Consider the following 23,003-nt stretch of genomic DNA (forward strand, 5'->3'; position numbering starts at 1 on the left):
AATTTTTTTGTATATACACTTTTTAGTTTCTCACAGAGCTATCATGATTATGTACTATAAGCAAGAGATTCCATATGCACAACCGGATTTTACAATATTAAGGAGCATAGATTGTTCACTATCCAACTTAAAATTATTACCTAAAAAAAAAACCGAATCATATAATCATTCGGTTTTTCTCTATCATTTATTATTTTGTGCCAAATAAGCGGTCTCCAGCATCGCCTAATCCAGGAACAATATAACCTTTTTCATTCAACTTTTCATCTAATGCAGCAATATAAATATCCACATCAGGATGCGCCTCTTTTAATGCTTCTACTCCTTCTGGAGCTGCAATTAAGCACATAAATTTAATATTTTTTCCGCCTCTGTTTTTTAAAGAGTTAATCGCCTCAACTGCAGATCCCCCAGTTGCAAGCATTGGATCTACTACAATAAACTCTCTTTCCTCTACATCAGAAGGCAATTTCACATAATATTCTACTGGTTTTAATGTTTTTGGATCACGGTATAATCCAATATGCCCTACTTTTGCCGCAGGAATAAGCTTAAGAATTCCATCTACCATACCAATACCAGCACGCAAGATTGGGATAATTCCAAGTTTTTTACCGGAAAGAACTTGTGATTTCGTTGTACACACAGGAGTTTCAATTTCAATTTCCTCTAAAGGCAAATCTCTTGTAATTTCAAAAGCCATTAATGTCGCTACTTCATCAACTAATTCTCTAAATTCTTTTGTACCTGTTTTTGTTTCTCTGATATATGTAAGTTTATGTTGAATAAGCGGGTGATCAAACACATATACTTTTGCCACAATATTCACTCCATTTCCTTCTTTTTATCCTAAATACACTTCTAATTATTCTACAGAAAAAGCACTAGGGAAGCAACTTGTAAGTTAATTCAGATATTTTCACCTATTGACCCCTTTACTTTTTATCCTATCCTAAAATCTCAAAAAAACAATCGTTTTTTCTTCCGAAGACATAAGAAAAGGCCTGTTCCAAAACAGAACAGACCTTAACTCTATTTACTTAAAGCTCTTTATATAATACAAACTTGCTTGTTAATGATTCTACGCGTTTTGCTGCTTCTGCTAACTTGTCTGCATCTTCATGGTTTTTTAATGTAAAGCCAATAATTGATGCTATTTCATCCATATCTTCTACTCCAAAACCACGAGATGTTACAGCAGCAGTTCCAATACGAATACCGCTTGTAACAAATGGACTTGCTGGGTCATATGGAATTGTATTTTTATTTACTGTAATTCCTACTTCGTCAAGCACGTGCTCTGCTACCTTACCTGATAATCCTAAGCTTTGCAGATCCACTAATAATAAATGGTTATCTGTTCCTCCAGATACAAGGTTCAATCCTTCTTTTTGCAATCCTTCTGCTAATCTTTTTGCATTTGCAATAATATTTTCTGCATATACTTTGAAATCTGGCTGCAGTGTTTCTCCAAATGCTACAGCTTTAGCAGAAATAACATGCATTAATGGTCCGCCTTGAATTCCAGGGAAAATGGATTTATCGATTTTTTTGGCAAACTCTTCTCTGCATAAAATCATGCCGCCACGTGGGCCTCTTAATGTTTTATGTGTTGTAGTTGTTACAAAATCAGCATATGGAACCGGGTTTTGATGAAGACCAGCAGCAACTAATCCAGCAATATGTGCCATATCTACCATCAAATATGCTCCCACTTCATCAGCTATTTCACGGAATTTAGCAAAATCTATTTCACGAGGATACGCACTAGCACCAGCAACAATCAATTTCGGTTTATGTTGAAGCGCTTTTTCTCTTACATCTTCATAATTTATATACTGTGTCTCTTTATCCACACCATATTCAATAAAGTTGTATTGCACACCACTAAAGTTTACAGGACTGCCATGTGTTAAATGTCCGCCATGAGATAAGTTCATGCCTAAAACGGTATCGCCAGTTTCTAGAATAGTAAAATAAACAGCCATATTCGCTTGTGCACCAGAATGCGGCTGAACATTTACATGTTCCGCTCCAAAAATCTCTTTCGCACGATCTCTAGCAATATCTTCTACGATATCTACATATTCACAACCGCCATAATAGCGTTTAGCAGGATATCCTTCTGCATATTTATTTGTTAAAACAGATCCTTGTGCTTCCATTACTGCTTCACTTACAAAGTTTTCAGATGCTATTAATTCAATTTTTGATCGTTGACGTCCTAATTCTTGTTGAATAGCTTGAAAAACACGCTCATCTTGTTGTGCTAAGTGCTTCATTTGTAATCCTCCCTATTAACTGTTCATAATAAATCTCTATCTACCGTAAATTCAATTCTATTCTAACACGTAATGTTTTTAAAAAGGAAGAGAAAAATACGAATTATAAAATATAAACAAACAATAATGTTCGTTTTTGATTATATAATTAATTAATATATCCATATTCTTCTGCTTTTTTTTAATTTTTACACCAAATTTTGCTATATTCAAAAAATTTTTCATTATTTTTCATCACTTTAAAACCTCTTAACAATAACATTTGCCACACTTTACATTTCATAAAATTTAGTTAATTAATATTATATAAAAATAAGACTATTAGAATACGTCTTGCATAAGATGAAAAAACATTCATTAAAAAAAAGATAGTCATAATAAAATGCATGAAATGCTTCCCCTTCCATATGCGTCATCTACACTCTCTGTTTCCAACACATATAAAAAAGTATGTCTTCATCTGCTTTTTACTATGAATATCCTTTCAGCTTTAACAAGATTTATTTTCATCGGTATTTTCATAAACTGCGCGCACGCCGCCTATTAATTTCGGTCGAGATTTCGCAAGTGTTACATGTGCTTCACCTAATTGCTTCAAAGAGGTGCGCACAGGTACAGCAACATGTTTAAGGTGCATGCCAATAAAAGTATCGCCAATATCCATGCCGCCATCTGCTTGAATAAACTCAACCATTACCGGATCCTCCATATGATGGTATGCATATGTCGCCATCGCACCACCTGCATGGCGAACTGGAATAACAGAAACTTCTGCTAACCCCTTCTCTTCCATTGTTTTTCGTTCTACAACAAGGGCTCTGTTCAAATGTTCACAGCATTGGAAAGCTAATGAAATACCTGTTTCTTTTTTAAAACTAGCTAATTGGCAAAAAATAATTTCTGCAACATCCACTGTACCAGCTGATCCAATTCTTTTCCCAACTACTTCACTTGTACTACATCCTACAACAAATAGATGATTCTTGGATAAATTCGCCTGTTTTTGGTATTCATCAAGAATAGTTTCCATTTGCTTTTCTAAAGCTAATTTTTCATTATTCATCGAGACACTGCCTTTCGAACGATTAGATTAATTAACTTAAATGACTTTTTTCATATTCAGCAATTTTTTCTAGACGAGCCCCATGTCTCTGACCACTAAATTCTGCCTGCAGCCATACTTTGACAATTTCACATGCAAGCCCTGGGCCAATTACTCGCTCTCCCATCGCTATCATATTGCTGTCATTATGTTCACGAGTTAGTTTCGCACTGTATACATCATGTACTAAAGCACAACGCACCCCTTTTACTTTATTTGCTGCAATGCTCATCCCTATACCTGTGCCGCAAATAAGAATTCCACGATCAAATTCTCCATTTGCTACCTTTTCTGCAACTGGCAGTGCATAATCAGGATAATCTACTGAAGTTTTGCAATCACAGCCAAAATCAATATATTCTATCCCCATTTGCTCAAGTAAACTAATTATTTCTCCCCTTGTATTTATCCCTCCATGATCAGAAGCTATCGCTACTTTCATGACTATCATCCTCCCTCTTTAACAACCTTATTTTCACATAAAAATAACAAAATAGAAAGATTCAAACGTGGAAACACTTGAATATTTCCTTATAAAAAGAAAGAACAACTTTCCTCCTATGCAAAGTTGCTCCTCCAAAGATTTATTTCACAAAATCCAAACATTCTCTTCCACTCTTTAGAATGAATATATTCTTAAATAGTAAATCGTGAAATAGTTGTTTTTAGTTCCTCCGCTTGCTCTTTTAACAGTGAGGCCAACTCATCCACCCTATTGATTATTGTAGTTTGATTTTCTGTTATATTAGAAACTTGCTGTGCACAAGCAGAAGTTTGTTCCGCAACTGCAGCAACCTCTTGCGATTGTTGAGATGTTTGATAGATTTGTTCCATCTGCTGATGCACCAGTTCTGTAATGCTGGCTACTCGTTCAGCCATTTCTTTAATTGTTGCATTCATATGGTGGAAAGCTTGATTTGCCTCTTCTCCTTTTTTTGATTCCTGCTCCACATTTGCAACTTGCATTTTCATTTGCTTTACCACGTTTTTCACTTCTAGCTGTATACCTTTAACAAGTTCTGTTATACCTTCTACCGCTTTGGCGCTTTCATCCGCAAGATGTCTTACCTCTTCTGCCACAACTGCAAAACCAGTCCCATGCTCTCCAGCTCTAGCTGCTTCAATAGAGGCATTTAATGCAAGCAAATTTGTTTGCGAAGCGATATCCCCTACAAGTTTAATGATTTTTTCCACTTCATTAGCATTGACTTCCAATTTTTGAACAGATTGCAAGGAGTTATTGTTTTCTTCTACTAATATTTTCATTCCCCTAAGTAACGAAATGACCACTTGATTTGTTTCTGTTAGATCATGTATCATATTTTGAGAAATTTCTAATGAAGAGTCTGCTTTTATCTTAACGGCTTGCGCAAGCTCCATCGCTTCATCTACCGAAACTGCTGTATCTTGAACAGATTGAGCAGAAACTTCTGACCCTTCCGCAATTTCTTTTACAGCCAGCGAAATTGCAAACGTTTGCTCTTTTGCACAATTAGCCTCTTCAGTTAAGTCGTTTACTTTACTGTTTGTTTTATTGAAATTTTCTTCTATATTTTGCACCATTTCTCTTAGATTAAAAAGCATATGGTTGAATGCAATACCTAATGATTTTATTTCATCATCAGATTTGGAGATTTCCGCATCTTTGCTTATATCTCCATGCGCTGCATTTAACGCTGTTTTTTCCAGTTTCTGTAATGGTTTTATAATTACTCCAGCAGCTATAAACGCTAATACACCTGACCAAAAAATTCCCATCATTAATGTGGCAACAGTAAAAGTATAGGAACTAACTTCTATACTATTCGCTAGCAATGGGTAAACTACGTAAATAAAAAGCGCACTCGTAGAGTAGGTAATTAGTGCTAAAGAGGTAATAAAAAATACTAATTTTTTTCTTAAGCTAAACTTGTAACCCCGACCGACTTCCATAATAACCTCCATCAATTATTATTCTAATTTATCTCTCATACTTTGTATTAATAAGTCTAATTCTTCAAATGTCCTTTTATATTGTTCAATGGAACCACCAAATGGATCCAAAACGTCCCCCGATATATCTTCGGAAGCGAACTCTTTTAAAGTAAACGTTTTCTCAACAGAAGATGGATATTGTGCGAGGATTGTATTTTTGTGCCCTACGGTCATTGTTAATACATACGTTGCCCAATCAACCAGCTCACTCGTAAGCAACGCCGATCTGTGAGAATGGCCGATATTCTTTTCCGCCAAAACTTGTTGGGCTTGATAAGAGGCCTCTCCACCATCTATTGCAAAAACTCCAGCCGACTTTACTTCTACGTGTTTTATCTTCTTAGCTTTTAAAATAGCTTCTGCCATTGGGCTGCGGCAAGTATTTCCAGTACAGACAAACAATACACGAATCATAAACCATCCTCCTTCTATTATTTTCTTTCATTATAGACCAAATGTCCTAAACATTCTATTCTCCTTCTCTTTATTTCGATAACTCTGTATTAAACAATCAGGCTTTTGCTTAGCAAATTTTCACCCACCTAGATTTCTTGTTTCTTTTATAATTCCTTAGGCGGGAGTCAAAGGCCCGTTAATGCCTGATAAAAAAGAATTTTTTTCTCCTTCTTGCACTTCTTTATTTCCCACCATAAAAAAATCTAGACAACTTCCCCTTAAAGGCAGTCTAGATTTTTCATCTTATTATATGTTCAACAATAATTTCAATCCAAAAATCAAGAGAATTCCTCCACCCAATACTTCTCCATACAAACCTAACATGCCTTTAACTTTTCTTCCTATAAGTAGGCCTAACCATGTTAAGCATGTTGCCATTATGCCAAAACACGCTAAAACCACCGCTGTTCTAGCTTGGTATATACCTAAACTTAATCCCACAGAGAAACTATCTAAACTAACACTTAAAGCAAAAATCAATAAACCAAAACCAACAGGTGTAATTCGGTAGCCGTCTTCTAATTTAAAGCTTGACCATATCATTTGTATGCCAAGAACAACAAGCAATCCGCCACCAATTATTCCTGCTATTGCTCCGAAGTTGTCCGATAAGAACCTTCCTGCTATCATGCCTAAAAGCGGCATAATTATATGAAAAATGCCAATTGTTAAACCAATTTTAAATATTTGCCTTAAACGGAGCTTATACATTCCCATGCCTAATCCGATAGAAAATGCATCCATCCCTAAAGCAAATGCCATAATAATTAGTGTGATTAATTCTCCCCAGTGTATAGACATATCTTTGCCTCCTTGGACTTGCTATTTAGAGAATATGCAATGCCAAGAAAATTTAGAATGATTTAAGAGGAAAATTTAATCAATGTTTTTTTCTCTTTTAGGTGGATTATTAGTGACATTAATTGTGCTTTTTGAATAATAAAAAAGATATCCCCAAAAGGATGGATAAATCCAATAGACAAAAGCTTTCTATCCAACTTATCCACATTATAAATGTAAAACTTTAATCATTGGAATTGGAGTTTTACAGGCTCTCACTGATTGCTCCTTACGGCAAAATAAAGGATCTAGATCATACAGATGTTGCCCTAGGACGTGAACCGTTCTTTTCTATCAAGGCTAGTTTCACCCAAATAGATTTCTTGTTTCCACTCCTAATCTCAAGGTAAGGGGCCAATGCCTGCTAATGAGAGATAAATCTTTTTACTCTATTACCTGGTGAGCAGCTGCCTTCATTAACCGATTCATAACCGCTTGTCCTACTCCCGTTTCAGGAAACATTTCACTATAAATTATATCTACATCCTTATAGTTAAAGGATCTTAGCCCTTCATATAATGCTGCTGCTACTGTTTCTAAATCTTCTCGTTTTCCACAGGCAAAAATATAATCCGCATCAAAATAATTTTCATGCTCTTTTGTTGTGAGCACTCCTACTTTTTTCCCTTTTTGTTTTGCTTCATTAATAAGCAGCTTAAGTCTTTCTTTTGTTCCTTTTACTAAAAATAAAGGAACATCAGGAGCATAGTGACTATATTTCATTCCTGGCGATTTCGGTTTTGCTTCTTTATTTGTTAAGGCTGCGTCTAAGTGAACTTCTCCGATTATTTTTTCAATTTGCTCTATTGTTATGCCACCTGGGCGAAGAATAGTCGGCATTTGATCTGTACAATCAATAACAGTCGATTCAACACCAACACCAGTACTTCCCCCATCCAAAATCCCAGCGATTTTGCCATCTAAATCTTCCTTTACATGCACAGCACTAGTAGGACTTGGTTTCCCTGATTGATTGGCGCTTGGAGCTGCAATAGGAAGATTGGATTTTTCTATTACCTTTAATGCAACTGGATGATCGGGCATTCGCACTCCCACTGTTGGTAAACCAGCTGTTGCATATGGAGATAACACTCCCCTTTTTATTCGAAGTATAATCGTTAAAGCTCCTGGCCAAAAAGCTTCCATTAACTGTTTAGCCACAGCAGGTATCTCTTCCACAAATTCTTTTATTTGCTCTTGTTTGGCAATATGTATAATTAAAGGATTGTCGGATGGACGTCCTTTTGCTGCAAAAATTTTCTTTATTGCTTGATCATCTTTCGCGTTTCCTCCTAGTCCATAAACTGTTTCAGTCGGAAATGCTACTACTTCATTTTGTTTCAGAAGATCAGCAGCCTTTTTAATCTGTGGATAACTTTCTATGCTATCCACATTTTTATCCACTTCCCAATAAATTGTCTCCATTATTATCCACCTTTTCAAAAACTATTTTTCTCTTATTAAAAAGCCATATTTCCTACATTTTCGACAAAAAACACAATATTATTTATACCTATTCAAAAAAAAGCAGTGGATAAATAGTTATGTTATACACATTTTGTGAATAAGTTATCCATTTTTGTGGATAACTTATTCTATTTATTCACATTCTCTATATGATAATACATATATTGTAGGTTATTAACAGTGGATATATTTGCAACTGATTTTGATGTTTTTATTTCGTCCGGCATTTTTTCTTTTCTTATTGTCCGAAACCCTAACAATGAGAATAAATGAATCGCACTTTTATTATTGATCATACAGTATAAGGATTCAAGTTGGCGCTCCTTTGCCAATTGTATTGTTTGTTGAAGCAAATATAATATGTCTTCCGCTGTTGCATTTGCAATAACAAGGGAACGCAATAAGCCAACCTTTTCAAACGGCTCAATGCCAATTGTACCAATCAAATCACCATTTTTATCTTCCACTAATAAATAATAGTTTAACCACTTTTCAATATCTTCTGTATCTACTGCAGTTTTCGCTAAAAACAACTGAATTTTTTCTAAATCCTCTTGCATCGCCTGTCGAACTGATTTTTGCATTTTCTCCACCCCATCTTTAAGAAATAGCCTTTCTGTTTCTGAACTTCCGTTATTCTATTTCTATGAGAAAAAAAAGAAAAAATGCTAGTTTATTTTACTATATTTTATTGTATTTAGAGATCATGCTCTTTTATTTTATTATAAAGTGAAACTTCAATCAGACTTTTACGGGCCCACCTAAATTTATCCGTTTTCGCTTATAAGCCTTTAGGTGGGGATCAAAAGCCTGCTAATGCCTGATAAAGCCTTCCTCTTTAAAACTTAAAGGATTGGCTGCTGTATTTTTCTTCTATATATTTTAAAAATATGTCTTTACTGTTTCCTTTTAACGAATGATATACCTATTTTCCCTTCTAGTATTTCATAGAGAGAATTTTCACCTAACTGCATATTATCGTTTTTTGTTAGGTGCATCAAATGCTATCTAAGTTTATCAAAATCAACTGTTTTTAAAGGGATTCTAGACTACAGCAGCCATCATTTTATTCTATTTAGCATTATACTCTTCCGTCCATTTATTTACTAATAACACTGTATCTCTTTTTTCTACTAATTCAATTTATTTTTTTGCCAAACTGCTTAGCTGTAAAAGTGCAAAAATTCTTTTATGTTCATTTGTGAATAGTTGAACATAAAAGAATTTTGTATATACTTATTAATAATTTACCATAATAGCATTATTTTTCGCTATACTTTCTGGATTGATTAAGAGTTTATTAATCTAAACAGACCCACCCTTTACACCATAGGAACTAAAGTAAACCTGCAAACATTGGGGATTTCATGCTCCCAATGTTTGCTCCTTACGGCAAGATAAGACATAGGTTACACAGATGTTGATGGGTATTATAGTCTATGTTCTCTTCTATCAGGCTTTTACTCTGCAAATTTCTACCCACCTAGATTCCTCTTTTTCCTTTCTAATCCTTTAGATGGTGATCAAAATCGTTAAATAGGGATCATTTTTCTTCTCTTTTATCTTTTTTGATGCATTATGCCGCTATTTAAATAAGTTCTTTAATACAAACCAGCTATTCGCTGGTCTTTCGGCCAATCTTCTCATAAAATAACCAAACCAATCGACACCGTAGGGAACATACACTCTAACTTTATAGCCTTCTTCCACTAGCTTATTTTGCAAATCTACACGTATTCCATATAACATTTGAAATTCAAACATATTTTTTTGGATCTGATGGTCAGAAACCAGTTTTTTCGTAAAATTAATTATGTTCTCATCATGTGTTGCAATGGCTGCATAATAACGATTTAATAGCTGCATTTGGATGATTTTTTTGAAATTTTCATCAACATCCATTTTTTCTGGAAAAGCTACATTAGGAGACTCTTTATATGCACCTTTTACCAATCGTAAATTTGCTTTTATTTGATGCAATCGTTCCATATCCTCTACTGTTCGATATAAATATGCTTGAATAACTAAACCAACATTATCGTATTTCTTGCACAGTTCTTCGTAAATCTCAATCGCCGCTTCACAATGGAAAAAATCTTCCATATCAATACGAACAAAGTTGTCATACTGCTGCGCCCGCTCCAAAATAGCTCTCATATTATTCATGCATAACTCTTTGTTTATATCTAACCCTAAGGAAGTTAATTTAACAGATAAATGGGATTCAACTTTCGTTGTATAGATATAATCTAATGTTAATAAACACATACCAGCAGAGTGTTTTGCTTCTTCTTCTGTAAAAACAAATTCTCCAAGATGATCAAGTGTTGCTGCTATTTTCTTTGCATTCAGCATCTTTACACATTCTATTGCACTAGCAACCGTTTCTCCCGCAACAAATCTCTGGGCACCGAAGCGCAAACCATATTTTTTGGCCAGCTTATTTGCAGCTGCATTTTTTGCAATGGATTGAAACATACTTCGCAGAACAGCTTCCATTTAATCTCCTCCATTTCTCTTCCTGTATAAGTTTAAACAAAGTTATGCAAATTAAAATTGTGAACGCCTTTACTTTTATCACGCATGAACGGGCAGTAAAGCCCCCACTGATTGAAGTTTCACTTTATATTACATTATATAATTCTTTTTTTTAAAACATGCTCTAATGCCACAATCAGTCCAATATTTCATTTTGCATATAAAAAACTGCCCTAGCTTAGCTCAGGCAGTTTCTATCTATTAACCAAATATTTTATCCCATAACTCTACTAAAAAGAATTTCACTTTAACATCCTCATCCTTTGTTTCTTCTACATATAAAGGATCTTCTTTTGTTTCTTTTTTTGTCTTTTCTTTTCCCTGCTCCTCTTTATCTGCTGCTTTGGCAATATTTCCTTGTTTATCTGCTTTGTTCTCCCCTTTTTCTTCTACCCCTTTACTTACTGCTACTCCATTAGAGAAATCTAGGAAGCATAATGGAGGAAATAATACACACCACCAATTCGCCCCTTCTCCTTTTCCTAATGTAATTAAGATTGCTTCATATGTCCCTGCTGGATAAAGGAATTCCCCATATAGTTTCGTTGGAAAATCCACCTTTCCAAACTTCACTTTCACCGTTTGCTGATGATTTTCTTCTGCTACTACTTTTTCCGCAATTTTTTGAATCTCCGGCAATTTTGATTGTAATACTTGCTTTGCTTCCTCTTTCGAAGTTAATTCAGCTACCCATTTGGTGATTTCTTTATTGACAGCATCACGCACTTTTCTTTTTAATGCTTGATCTTCTTCTGAATCACTATTTGCCAAAATTCTTAAGCGGATTGCATCACTAGGAATCACAATTTCATCATTTGCTGTTACTTCATTTTTTGGTATATATAAACTTAAAATAGTAGATATAATAAGTACGAATAAATAGATAGTTGCCATTGGTTTCTTTTTCATATTTAGCACCGCCCCTTCACTAACACAGTGTGGACAGCTTACAACAATCTTAAACTAGCAAAATAAATTTTTTGCTAGTTTTACAAAAAATATTTTGCTAGATATGCTCCAGCATAAAAAGGGCCATCCCCTCATAGGATACCCCTAAATGCTTTAAACCTTTATCCGTTCTGGCAAAATCCGATTTCCGCAAACACCATTCGATCTTTGCCATTAATATCATACACCACTTCTACTTTTGCATTTGGAAATGTGTTTTTCAGAATGGAAGATACTGCTCCACTTTGCCCAGCCCCCACTTCGAAACCAACAAGACTCTGCTCTTTTAACACAAATGGAAGTTGATCACATAATCTTTTATATATCACCAAACCATCATTTCCAGCAAACAATGCTCTATGCGGTTCATGTTTTGTGACAATATCAGACATTCCTTCCTCATCACTTTCTGGAATGTATGGAGGATTAGAGAGAATAACATCAAATCTCTCTTGTGTTTCCAAAAAGGGAGATAATAAGTCACCTTGAATAAATCGAATACTATTCGCTCCTAATTGCGCTGCATTTTCTTTTGCCACTTGCAAAGAAGGCAAAGAAATATCTGTTGCTGTCACTTCCAGAAAAGGAACTTCTAACGCAAGAGTAACTGCAATAGCTCCACTTCCAGTACCAATATCAGCAAATGTCAGTTTGCGCTCTTTCAGGAAAAGTTTTTTTATTCTTGTCATAGCTCCTTCCACTAACTCTTCTGTTTCCGGTCTAGGGATAAGCACTTCACTGTTCACTTTAAATTTTCTCCCATAAAACTCTTCATAACCCATAATATATTGAACGGGTGTCCCTTCTGCATGAAGTTTTACATATTTCTCAAATATGCAAAACGAGTCCTGGTCCAGTTCTTCTCTAAATTGAATAATAAGTTCTGATCTGCTTATATTTAATACATGTCTTAATAATAATTCTGCTGCAAATTCTTCCCGCTTATGCTCTTGTAAATAAGAAGAAGCCCATTTAAGGGCTTCAAATATTTTTATCGAATTGCGATTATACATCAGACGCACTCTCTAAACGACTTGATTGTTCTTCAAAAATTAATGCATCAATAACATCTTCCATTTTTCCTTGAAGAATTTGGTCAAGCTTTTGAATAGTCAGACCAATACGATGATCTGTTACACGATTTTGCGGGAAATTATATGTTCTAATTCGTTCAGAGCGGTCTCCTGTTCCAACAGCAGATTTACGTTGCTGATCATATTCCGCTTGTACTTCTTGCTGGAATTTGTCATAAATACGAGCACGCAATACTTTCATTGCCTTTTCCTTATTTTTGATCTGGGACTTCTCATCTTGGCAAGAAGCAACTATTCCAGTAGGTAAATGCGTTAAACGCACAGCTGACATCGTCGTATTTACACTTTGTCCTCCAGGTCCACTAGAAGCAAATGTGTCTACCCGAATATCTTTTTCATGAATGTCTACTTCTACTTCTTCCGTTTCTGGCAAACATGCTACCGTTGCGGTAGAAGTATGAATGCGTCCACCTGATTCTGTTTCAGGAACACGTTGTACCCTATGTGCGCCATTTTCAAATTTCATTTTTGAATAAGCACCTTTACCACTAATCATAAAGATAATTTCTTTATAACCGCCGACGCCAGTTGTGCTTGCATCCATAATTTCTATTTTCCAGCCTTGCGATTCTGCATAGCGGCTGTACATACGGAATAAATCACCAGCAAACAATGCTGCTTCATCTCCACCTGCAGCACCACGGACTTCCATAATTACGTTTTTATCATCATTAGGGTCTTTCGGAATCAGCAAGACTTTTAGGCGAGCTTCTAGCTCTTCAATCCGGGCACCCGTTTCATCCAATTCCTCTTTTACCATCTCACGCATTTCAGCATCTAATTTTTCTTCCAGCATTGCTCTTGCTTCTTTATACTGTGCTTTTACTTCTTTATATTCCCGGTATGCTTCAACCGTTTCTTGAATATCGGATTGTTCTTTCGAATAATCACGCAATTTCTTTGTATCATTAACAATTTCAGGATCGCTCAATAACTCATTAAGCTTATCATAACGATCCTCTACAGCTTGTAGACGATCAAACACGAATATTCACCTCATTTTTTTCCATAACGTATTAATTATATTATAGGCTATAATCCCCGTCAAAACCAAATTAATACTAAAAGCTAGCCATTTATAAAGTGAAACTACAATCAACAGGAGTTTTCCCCGTTCTCTACTGATTGTAGCTTGTGGCCTATAGAATAAATATATAGATTACACCGAATTGTCCAAAGGATATTATCGTCTATGCTTTTTTCTATCAGGCTTTTGCGATCAGTTATTTGGCCCCACCTAGACTCGCCCCCCACCCCTCTTAATCTCAAAGCGGAAGTTTTACAGCCTATTAAATAGGAGTACACAAATAATTATTTATTCGAAAGAGACTGATTTAGGAACTGAATTTTTCCTATTTCTTATATAATGAAAGTATAGTTTAGATATAGGAATCAAATAATGTTAATACATAAGAGAAGTTAGAGAAATGCCTTTAATAAATATTTCTTTATATAATTATATAATCGAGCACTCTTCCTCTATCAGCGAGAGATGGTTTTCCTTAAAAGATGGAGAAAATGGATCTATTTATTCTAGTAAAGTTTCCCCACATGTTAAAGAACTATTGAAAAAACAGCATGCATTTACTATCCAGACAGTAATGAGTTCATTCTTAGAAGATCAGCAAATCTTTACTAGCAATCTATCAAAATAGGCAATTGAAGTAGCACAAAGTAGAGTTGATTTAGGAACGCCCACTCACGAAGTTTTACAAGCATTAAGCATTTCGGATAATTTGGGAAAGTATTGAACTATCTATTAAAGAGCATGGCCATATTCCTACAGAGGTTATTTTAAATTAGATTACAATTTTTCAACAGGCATTTGATACTTTAAATAATAAGTTTGCTAGTTTATATCATGAATTTACAATAAAATAATTAAATGCACAGCAGAAAATTATTCGTGCTCTCAGCAATCCAATTATTCCTTTAATCGCAAATATGGGAGTTTTTTTGCCACTAGTTAGCGATATTGACTCTTTCCGCTCGAAATCTATTATAGAGGAAGTACCGGAGCGCTGTCTTAAAGAGGGAATAAACCATATATATATCTGACCTTTCTACTTTTGATCCCAAAATTCTAGACGAATTAATCAAATTAATTCATGTGCTTGCACTAATAGGAATTGATACTACCATTTCTGGCATGAGTCCTGAAATGGCCAAGTTAGCTGCCGTTTCTGGCATTAATTTAAGTAAAGTAACTACCTACTCCAGTTTAAGACAAGCTTTTTCAAAAGGAAAAATAAAACTCATTCAGGAGTAAATAATATCAATAGACTAACTTGAACCATTTTGAATTTTTAATACTAAAAAAGCCTCCTCTCATACAGGAGACTTTTTAGCTTTTCACTTTTATTTTAATAGCAGCAGATACATTCACAAAGAGGAAGAAGTGCCACTATCTTGTTTATTTGCACTTTGAGGCGATGCAGGTACTTCATGATGATGACGGCAGCGAGGTTCATATGATTCTGATGCTCCTACCAAAATAATTGGATCATTATAAGATGCCGGTGAGCCGTTAATTAAGCGTTGCGTACGACTAGCAGGCGAACCACATACAGCGCAAACTGCCTGCAGCTTAGTAACAAGCTCTGCAACCGCCATAAGTTCAGGCATTTTCCCAAATGGCTCTCCCCGGAAATCCTGATCCAGCCCGGCACAGACAACTCGATATCCACTATTAGCTAAGTGCTGCACAACTTCTACTATTTGTTCATCAAAAAACTGTACTTCATCAATCGCAACCAATTCAATCTCTGAAGTGATATGCTCGAAGATTTCTGCAGAATTTCGGATAGGAATAGCATTCGTTGCCGTACCATTATGGGAAACAACTGCTTCTTCACTATAACGATTATCTATCTTCGGTTTAAAAACTACGATATTTTGTTTAGCGAACTCAGCTCTTCTTACCCGACGGATAAGCTCTTCTGATTTACCTGAAAACATACTCCCACAAATGACCTCTAACCAGCCGTTCTGTTTCATTACGTACATGAAACCTCTCCTTCCTCAAAAAAACATTGCTTTTATTTATTCAACATTGAAAAACCATTTAACAAAAAGAAATGGTTTCAATTTCATTATTAGTATTATTCCCTCTACTCTAAAAAGCATAAGTTGCTTAAGAATAGAAGGGGTATTTTACCTTCTATTCTTAAGCAACCTAATTTTTCCAAACTTCTCTTCATTAACTTAGACGTCTTATTCCTCATAAAAAGTTCATTTTATCATTCATATACATTCAATTCATGACTTCCGAATAATACTCCATCATTTTTTCTCACAAAAGAAAGAACAGGCAAGGAATTAAACTTCTTGCCTGTTCTTTTTGATTTCGTATTACTTAATACCGTACTTTTTGTTGAAACGATCAACACGTCCGCCAGCTTCAGCGAATTTTTGACGACCAGTATAGAACGGGTGGCACTCAGAACAAGTTTCAACTTTGATTTCTTTTTTAACAGAACCAGTTGTGAACTCATTTCCACAAGCACATTTCACCGTAATTTCGTTGTAATTAGGATGAATTCCTGCTTTCATTCCTTTTCATCTCCTTCCGCCCTGCAACTTTCGAAACAGAGTTATAAACAATGAATTTTCATTGTTATTTAAAACCACATACTGTGACTATTATAGCAAGGACAAATCTTTTTTGCAACTTGTTAATCGATTCTATCTACCAGGCTTCATTTTTTTTTTACACGACACCCAATAAAAGGAATTTCATAACTTTATCTATATTCTTATCTTATCATGATATTAGAAAATGTAAGCAAATAAAAATTTACCATTTTTTATTTATCCTGTCTAACGGGCAGTAAAATTCCACTTAAAAGATTAGGAAAAAACAGGAGAATCCCTCATTGGCTGAAGTTTCACTTTACCTTTTCTTCATCAAATAGAGAAAACTGCAAACAAACCTATTTCTATTCTGTTATTACGATTTTCTCGAAGAACCTGCTTTCATTTGATCTGCCAAAACAGCAAAAAATTCTTCATTTGATTTTGTTTGTCTAAGTTTACGCAAGAAACGCTCTGCGAAGTCTGGAGAGTCTGACATAGATTTGCGGATAGCCCATAATTTATCTAGATGTTCTTTCGGAATCAAAAGCTCTTCTTTTCTTGTTCCAGAGCGGCGAATATCGATTGCAGGGAAAATTCTTCTTTCTGCAAGAGAACGATCTAAATGCAATTCCATATTTCCAGTTCCTTTAAACTCTTCATATATGACATCATCCATACGAGAGCCTGTATCCACTAAAGCTGTAGCTAAAATAGTTAAAGATCCGCCCTCTTCGATATTACGTGCTGCACCAAAAAAACGTTTAGGACGATGGAACGCAGCTGGATCAATTCCTCCAGATAATGTTCTGCCGCTAGGAGGAATCACTAGATTATAAGCACGCGCTAATCTCGTAATACTATCCATTAATATAATAACATCTCTTTTATGTTCTACTAAACGCATCGCTCTTTCTAATACTAATTCGGCCACTTTAATATGATTCTCTGGAACTTCATCAAATGTAGAACTTACCACATCTCCTGTAACCGATCTTTCAATATCCGTTACTTCCTCCGGACGCTCATCAATTAAAAGAACAATTAATTCTGCATCAGGGTGATTGGTTGTAATACTGTTTGCGATTTCTTTAATCAGCATTGTTTTACCAGCTTTTGGCGGTGCTACAATTAGACCACGCTGCCCAAAACCAACAGGTGCTAATACATCCATAATCCTAGTAGAAACATTTTTTTGAGTTGTTTCTAAAATCATTTGGCGGTTTGGATAAAGTGGAGTTAATCCTGGGAAATGCACTCTTTCCTTTGCAGCCTCAGGATCATCACCATTTACAGCTTCTACTTGAAGCAATCCAAAGTACCGTTCATTTTCTTTTGGTGGTCGGACTTTCCCCGAAACCTTATCTCCATTTCTTAAATCAAATTTTCTAATTTGAGATGCAGATATATAAATATCTTGTGAACTTGGAGAATAATTAATTGGTCGTAAGAATCCAAAACCTTCCGACTGTATTATTTCAAGAACACCTTCCATAAAAAAATAGCCTTCTTGTTCTGCCCTTGCTTTTAATATGGAGAAAATTAATTCTTTTTTTGTTAATTTGCTATAGTAGGACACTTTATACTCTCGTGCTAGCTCATATAGCTCTTTTAATTTCATATTTTCTAAACTAGATATGTTTAATCCCATTTTGACACCACTCTTTTATATTTTCAGTTATTCCTACCAGTGCATGAACAAAAATTATAGTCGGGAAGGAATGTTTAAGCATTTTGAGGCTATTATTTCTAAAGTGAAGAGAAACGTACTGATGCGAGAATAAATAGATTGAAGTAGTTATTTGCATAAAAAATCTTCATAAATCCGCTTACTTCCTAATGATAGTTTTCTAACTTTTTCATAGAAAGTATCATGCATATAAGAAATTCCTCTATCTTCAAAGTCGTTAATAGCAAAAAACTATCAAAAGCAATCTCTATTTTACATCTATCTGTAAAAAAAGTGCAACAAGATTTTTTTAACAGTCTTGGTTTCCTCCTGTGAGATAATAACCAGTTTTAAGAGCTTTATGATTATATATTAAGGAAGCATGAAGGAAGGATAGGAGACGTATTGCAATAATTCGCCCCCTATTTTTTCGATGATTTATTTGTCTTTTTATTACCAGGCCATGGTTATCTATAATCTTACATGATTCAATCAAAACCAGTTTATCCACAAAGTAGATTTTTAAACCAAAGTTAAATAAAACATAATAAAAACGCTTCATTATAGACAAAACAATAGAGAAATTATCTATTTTACCAATAGGATTTAGCCAATATAACCTGTTGATGCGCTGCGCATAAATACTGCTAAATCTCACTTCAAATAGTTATTCATTTCCCTAAATGACTTTTTTATACGTTTTTTAACTGTTCCTGCTCTTCCTGAGACATATTCTCTCTCCAAATGGTTGCACCTAATCCATTAAGCTTTTCTACTAAACGACTATAGCCTCTGTCTATATGCTCCAGTCCAGTAACTTCCGTAACTCCATCTGCCATAAGACCAGCAATTACTAAAGCAGCACCTGCACGTAAATCGCTTGCTTTGACTTTTGCACCTTGCAAGTGTACGGGTCCATTTATAATGGCAGAGCGCCCTTCCACTTTGATGGTTGCATTCATCCTGCGCAACTCATCGATATGTTTAAACCGAGCCCCATAAATAGTATCCGTAACCATGCTTGTACCAGTCGTTTTTGTTAAAAGAGAAGTGAAAGGTTGCTGCAAGTCTGTTGGAAATCCTGGATAGACTAATGTCTTTATATCTACAGCCTTTAAATCCGAATTAGAACTTACAAATATTTGATCATCACTTGACTCAATATGAACATTCATTTCTCTTAATTTTGCAATAAGCGATTCCAAATGTTGAGGAATGACATTATCTATTAAGATACCTTCTCCCACTGCTGCACCAATTATAATATATGTACCAGCTTCAATTCGATCAGGGATAATCGTATGACGGCAGCCATGCAGTTTATCTACCCCTTCTATGCGTATGATATCTGTGCCGGCACCTTTAATTTTTGCGCCCATATTGTTTAATAATGTGGCAACATCAATAATTTCAGGCTCTTTTGCAGCATTTTCAATAATTGTTTTTCCTTTTGCTCTTACTGCTGCAAGCATTATATTTATAGTTGCTCCTACACTCACAACATCTAAATAAATTTGAGCTCCTCTAAGTTCATCTGCACGAAGATAGATAGCTCCTTGCTCATTTGTCACCTGCGCACCAAGTGCTTCAAATCCTTTGATATGCTGATCTATTGGGCGTGGTCCGAGATGACATCCCCCAGGCAATCCTATAACTGCTTTCTTAAAACGACCTAACATTGCCCCCATTAAATAATAAGAAGCCCGTAGTTTTTTTACCTTTCCATTCGGCATAGGCATAGAAATCATGGAAGAAGGATCGACGGTCATATCAGATTCGGAAAAAGACACACTACCGCCTATTTCTTCTAAAATTTCCTTTAAAATCTGTACATCAGAAATGTCAGGCAATCCCTCAATAGTAACTGGAGAATCAGCTAAAATAGTTGCTGGAATAAGAGCAACAGCACTATTTTTTGCTCCGCTTATTCGTACAGTACCTTTTAATGGAGATCCACCTGCAATCATAAGTTTTTCCATTTCTAACTCCCTTCTAAGCCATGCAAAAAGTACAATTTTGTATTTCAGACTGTAAGCACTTTATATCTCCTTAATAATCATGCTAATTAGAAGAAGATTAAAAAAAGCATTCCAGAAAAAAATACATATTAGATAAGAATTGAATCAAGGCTTGGACGTAAAATCTTTGTTTTATACTAATTCAATTATTATACCAAAAAGTAATCTTGATAGGAAAAGGGCAAATAGTAACTTAATTGGCGACAAACGTTAAAGGGGGATTCTTTCACCTTTAACAGAATGACTAGATCTAAAACAATCCCGCTGATTATTGCCTAACATGATAAAGGTTTACTTTTCTAATCTTTGAAAAAGCATAAAAGAATATATTTCATGATAAATATTGAAGATAAGTAATGCAAGTGTATGGGTTTTCCCATCTTCGAGGAAATGTAATAAAGAAAGTAAAATAATATTCACTATCTTTTTACATTATACATAACAAAATGGAAAGAAGAGATAGTCAATTTTCCTAGGTTAGTTATATATATAATTATATTATTTCCTTTCCTTTATGGAGAGATACTCTCTTTTCGAGATTTAGTTTCTTTTCCAATAGCATGATTTAGAAATAAGTTCATTAACCCAGTATATTTTCCTAATTCCAACTATTAGCCAAAGGAATAGATTTTCCCATTAGCTTGTTTAAGTATAATTTTTCTATAAACTGTATACTAAGGTGAAAATTCAATCAGTTAGGCCTTATCACCCATCAGATAGGGATAAACTTTATTTTTATATATTATGATATACGGAAACCGCCTAAAAAGGCGGTTTCTAATAATAAATGTATTTAGATTAAAAATTAAGCTTTGTTTGAAGAACCAAACTCTTTAATTTTGCCAATTACAGTAGCTTTAATCGCTTCACGAGCAGGTCCTAAGTATTTACGTGGATCATACTCTTCAGGCAGTGCAGCTAAAGTTTCGCGTACTGCTTTAGCAGAAGCAATTTGGTTTTCTGTATTTACATTGATTTTAGCTGTTCCTAAAGAAATAGATTTTGTAATATCTTTTGTAGGAATTCCAGTTCCACCATGTAATACTAATGGCATACCAGTCGCGTTCCCTATTTCTTCCATTTCTTTGAATCCTAAGTTTGGTTCACCTTTGTAAGGACCATGTACAGAACCTAAAGCAGGAGCTAGGCAATCGATGCCAGTACGTTTAACTAATTCTTCACACTCTTTTGCATCTGCGTAAATAACGCCTTCAGCAACAACATCATCTTCTTGTCCACCAACAGTTCCTAATTCAGCTTCAACTGAAACACCTTTTGAATGAGCGTAATCTACTACTTTTGCAGTAGTTGCTACGTTTTCTTCAAATGGATGATGTGAAGCATCAATCATTACAGAAGTGAAGCCTGCATCAATAGCTTCTTTACATTTTTCAAAGCTTGAACCGTGGTCTAAATGAATAGCAACTGGTACAGTGATTTTATAGTCTTCTAGTAATCCTTCTACCATTTTTACTACTGTTTTGAATCCACCCATATAACGGGCTGCACCTTCAGAAACTCCTAAGATTACCGGAGATTTTTCTTCTTCTGCAGCTTGAAGAATAGCTTGAGTAAACTCAAGGTTATTTAAGTTAAATTGTCCAACTGCGTATCCTTCTGCTTTTGCTTTGTTTAACATTTCTGTCATTGAAACTAAAGGCATTTTTCTTCCTCCTTAATGATGTTCGTCCTTTTTACAAGGTAAGCTTTATTAAATTTCCCAAAGAGAATTAGAATATGTATATATTACCCTACGTAAAACAAAACGAATCATTTCCTTTTAAATTCATTGTAATCATACCAAAATAAGTGAAGAAATGCTATGATTCCGTCCACTTTTTCTAAATTGTCATAATTAATTATGTATTATTCACCATTTTTAAAACCTAAAAAACATGTAAGCGATATCTCTATATATCGCCTGCCACTTATTTACTCTGCAATATATTTTTTTACTGCATCTCTTAAATCATCTATATCAAATGGTTTTGCAAAATGCGTGAGCGCTCCTAAATCTTTTGCTTCTTGTATCATATCCAGCTCCCCATAAGCAGTCATGATGATAACACGGATATCCTGATTAATTTTTTTCATTCTCTTTAAAATTTCAATTCCATCCATCCCAGGAATTTTCATATCTAATAAAACGATATCCGGTTCGTTTTTTGTTAAAATTTCTAAAGCTTGAACACCATTTGCGGCTTGAAATGTTTGATAACCTTCTTTTTGAAATACTTCATTTAAAAGAATCCTAATGCCAAACTGATCATCTACTATTAGTACTTTCCCTTTCATATTTAAACCTACCCTTCCTTATCTTAAACGATACACATGTTTATATCCTTACTATCTTTCTACTTCTCGATTCGGTTTTCCTGCTATTTCCTATAAATTTTACCTTTGCCGCTCACTTCCTTATAATACATAATAGGAATCACCCAAATAAGAGATAGTTAAATAAGAAAAGAATAGTGGAGGGATTCACCTTGCTTAAAATGTTTTCAACCCAGTTAAGCGGGTTATTTAAAAGAATTCAGGATAAAGAGGAAGAAATGGAAGACATCGCTCGCCTGCTAGCTCAAGCAATAGTAGGGGATGGAAAGATATATTTAATGGCAACAAATGAAATGGAAGGAGTTATTTATGATGCAATAGAAGGACCAGAGCCTTTATTTCAATCCACTCGATGGAACAAAGACGATAGCTTCCTTGATATCGCTCCAAATGATCGATTTTTACTTATTTCTAGAACTTCGCAAGACAATAATCTTTTAGGGTTCGCCAAAAAACTTTATGAGCAGCATATTCCTTTTGCCGCTATTTCAACTATTATGTCTCAAGAAGAAGGCATTCATGAATTTGCGGATATTCATATAGATCTTGCACTAAAAAAAGGACTGCTTCCAGATGAGGACGGCAATCGTTTCGGAAACCCTTCCTTAATAGGGGCGCTTTTTACCTACCATGGAATTAAATTCATATTAAATGAAATCATATCAGAGCTTGATCTTTGATTCAAAAAAAGCTAACGCGTAATGAGTA

General features: G+C 34.9%; 21 protein-coding genes. 2 read left to right on the forward strand and 19 right to left on the reverse strand.

The genetic code is table 11. The features are described 5' to 3' along the window. Positions 1-190 precede the first annotated feature (190 nt). From upp to prfA, 13 genes are all read right to left on the reverse strand, one after another. The gene (gene upp / locus CWS01_RS19425) at positions 191-820 is read right to left on the reverse strand and encodes a uracil phosphoribosyltransferase (protein WP_101178889.1); all 630 of its coding nucleotides are present in this window, start codon (positions 818-820) and stop codon (positions 191-193) included. Positions 821-1,040: 220 nt separating this feature from the next. After that, positions 1,041-2,282, reverse strand: coding sequence for a serine hydroxymethyltransferase (locus CWS01_RS19430; protein WP_101178870.1), 1,242 nt, complete (start codon positions 2,280-2,282; stop codon positions 1,041-1,043). 490 nt (positions 2,283-2,772) lie between these two features. Continuing rightward, the gene (locus tag CWS01_RS19435) at positions 2,773-3,345 is read right to left on the reverse strand and encodes a TIGR01440 family protein (protein WP_101178871.1); all 573 of its coding nucleotides are present in this window, start codon (positions 3,343-3,345) and stop codon (positions 2,773-2,775) included. Positions 3,346-3,376: 31 nt separating this feature from the next. Continuing rightward, positions 3,377-3,826, reverse strand: a complete 450-nt coding sequence (rpiB, locus tag CWS01_RS19440; RefSeq protein ID WP_101178872.1) for a ribose 5-phosphate isomerase B — start codon at positions 3,824-3,826, stop codon at positions 3,377-3,379. Positions 3,827-4,020: 194 nt separating this feature from the next. Continuing rightward, complete coding sequence (locus CWS01_RS19445) at positions 4,021-5,316, reverse strand: methyl-accepting chemotaxis protein (protein ID WP_101178873.1); 1,296 nt, start codon at positions 5,314-5,316, stop codon at positions 4,021-4,023. A gap of 18 nt (positions 5,317-5,334) precedes the next feature. Then, positions 5,335-5,772, reverse strand: a complete 438-nt coding sequence (locus CWS01_RS19450) for a low molecular weight protein arginine phosphatase (protein ID WP_101178874.1) — start codon at positions 5,770-5,772, stop codon at positions 5,335-5,337. A 288-nt stretch (positions 5,773-6,060) separates the two neighbouring features. Continuing rightward, a complete protein-coding gene (locus CWS01_RS19455) occupies positions 6,061-6,615 on the reverse strand; it encodes a manganese efflux pump MntP (protein ID WP_101178875.1) in 555 nt (184 codons plus the stop codon). A 423-nt stretch (positions 6,616-7,038) separates the two neighbouring features. Next, positions 7,039-8,079: an L-threonylcarbamoyladenylate synthase gene (locus tag CWS01_RS19460; protein WP_101178876.1), complete on the reverse strand. Its 1,041-nt coding sequence runs from the start codon at positions 8,077-8,079 to the stop codon at positions 7,039-7,041. 170 nt (positions 8,080-8,249) lie between these two features. Then, positions 8,250-8,705: a GNAT family N-acetyltransferase gene (locus tag CWS01_RS19465; RefSeq protein ID WP_101178877.1), complete on the reverse strand. Its 456-nt coding sequence runs from the start codon at positions 8,703-8,705 to the stop codon at positions 8,250-8,252. A gap of 1,000 nt (positions 8,706-9,705) precedes the next feature. After that, positions 9,706-10,620, reverse strand: a complete 915-nt coding sequence (locus CWS01_RS19470; protein WP_101178878.1) for a proline dehydrogenase family protein — start codon at positions 10,618-10,620, stop codon at positions 9,706-9,708. A gap of 240 nt (positions 10,621-10,860) precedes the next feature. Continuing rightward, a complete protein-coding gene (gene spoIIR, locus CWS01_RS19475) occupies positions 10,861-11,568 on the reverse strand; it encodes a stage II sporulation protein R (RefSeq protein ID WP_101178879.1) in 708 nt (235 codons plus the stop codon). 161 nt (positions 11,569-11,729) lie between these two features. After that, complete coding sequence (gene prmC, locus CWS01_RS19480; protein ID WP_328588936.1) at positions 11,730-12,620, reverse strand: peptide chain release factor N(5)-glutamine methyltransferase; 891 nt, start codon at positions 12,618-12,620, stop codon at positions 11,730-11,732. Next, positions 12,613-13,686 carry a peptide chain release factor 1 gene (gene prfA, locus CWS01_RS19485; protein ID WP_101178880.1) on the reverse strand — a complete coding sequence of 358 codons (1,074 nt, stop codon included), beginning with the start codon at positions 13,684-13,686 and terminating at the stop codon, positions 12,613-12,615. The genes prmC and prfA overlap by 8 nt, the downstream gene beginning before the upstream one ends. A 442-nt stretch (positions 13,687-14,128) precedes the next feature. Here prfA and CWS01_RS19490 point away from each other — a divergent pair, with 442 nt between their 5' ends. Next, positions 14,129-14,356 (forward strand): hypothetical protein, encoded by a 228-nt coding sequence (locus CWS01_RS19490; RefSeq protein WP_101178881.1) that lies wholly within the window; start codon positions 14,129-14,131, stop codon positions 14,354-14,356. A 727-nt stretch (positions 14,357-15,083) separates the two neighbouring features. Here the strand turns inward: CWS01_RS19490 and CWS01_RS19495 are convergent. The 6 genes from CWS01_RS19495 to CWS01_RS19520 form a co-directional block, all read right to left on the reverse strand. Next, positions 15,084-15,707, reverse strand: coding sequence for a thymidine kinase (locus CWS01_RS19495; protein ID WP_101178882.1), 624 nt, complete (start codon positions 15,705-15,707; stop codon positions 15,084-15,086). 345 nt (positions 15,708-16,052) lie between these two features. Continuing rightward, on the reverse strand, positions 16,053-16,253 hold the full coding sequence (gene rpmE / locus CWS01_RS19500; protein WP_101178883.1) for a 50S ribosomal protein L31: 201 nt from the start codon (positions 16,251-16,253) through the stop codon (positions 16,053-16,055). Between the two features lie 397 nt (positions 16,254-16,650). Then, positions 16,651-17,925 carry a transcription termination factor Rho gene (gene rho / locus CWS01_RS19505; RefSeq protein ID WP_101178884.1) on the reverse strand — a complete coding sequence of 425 codons (1,275 nt, stop codon included), beginning with the start codon at positions 17,923-17,925 and terminating at the stop codon, positions 16,651-16,653. A 710-nt stretch (positions 17,926-18,635) separates the two neighbouring features. After that, positions 18,636-19,922 carry a UDP-N-acetylglucosamine 1-carboxyvinyltransferase gene (locus CWS01_RS19510; protein WP_101178885.1) on the reverse strand — a complete coding sequence of 429 codons (1,287 nt, stop codon included), beginning with the start codon at positions 19,920-19,922 and terminating at the stop codon, positions 18,636-18,638. Between the two features lie 844 nt (positions 19,923-20,766). Continuing rightward, complete coding sequence (locus CWS01_RS19515; protein ID WP_101178886.1) at positions 20,767-21,624, reverse strand: class II fructose-bisphosphate aldolase; 858 nt, start codon at positions 21,622-21,624, stop codon at positions 20,767-20,769. Between the two features lie 269 nt (positions 21,625-21,893). Beyond that, entirely contained in the window at positions 21,894-22,256 is a 363-nt protein-coding gene (locus tag CWS01_RS19520) for a response regulator (protein ID WP_101178887.1), read from the reverse strand. A gap of 191 nt (positions 22,257-22,447) precedes the next feature. On the opposite strand from CWS01_RS19520, the gene CWS01_RS19525 reads away from it, so the two are divergent. Continuing rightward, on the forward strand, positions 22,448-22,975 hold the full coding sequence (locus CWS01_RS19525; protein ID WP_101178888.1) for a DUF2529 family protein: 528 nt from the start codon (positions 22,448-22,450) through the stop codon (positions 22,973-22,975). The last annotated feature ends 28 nt before the right edge of the window (positions 22,976-23,003 follow it).

The organism is Niallia nealsonii (genome assembly GCF_002835805.1).
In the GTDB taxonomy this organism is placed as follows: Bacteria; Bacillota; Bacilli; order Bacillales; family Cytobacillaceae; genus Niallia; species Niallia nealsonii.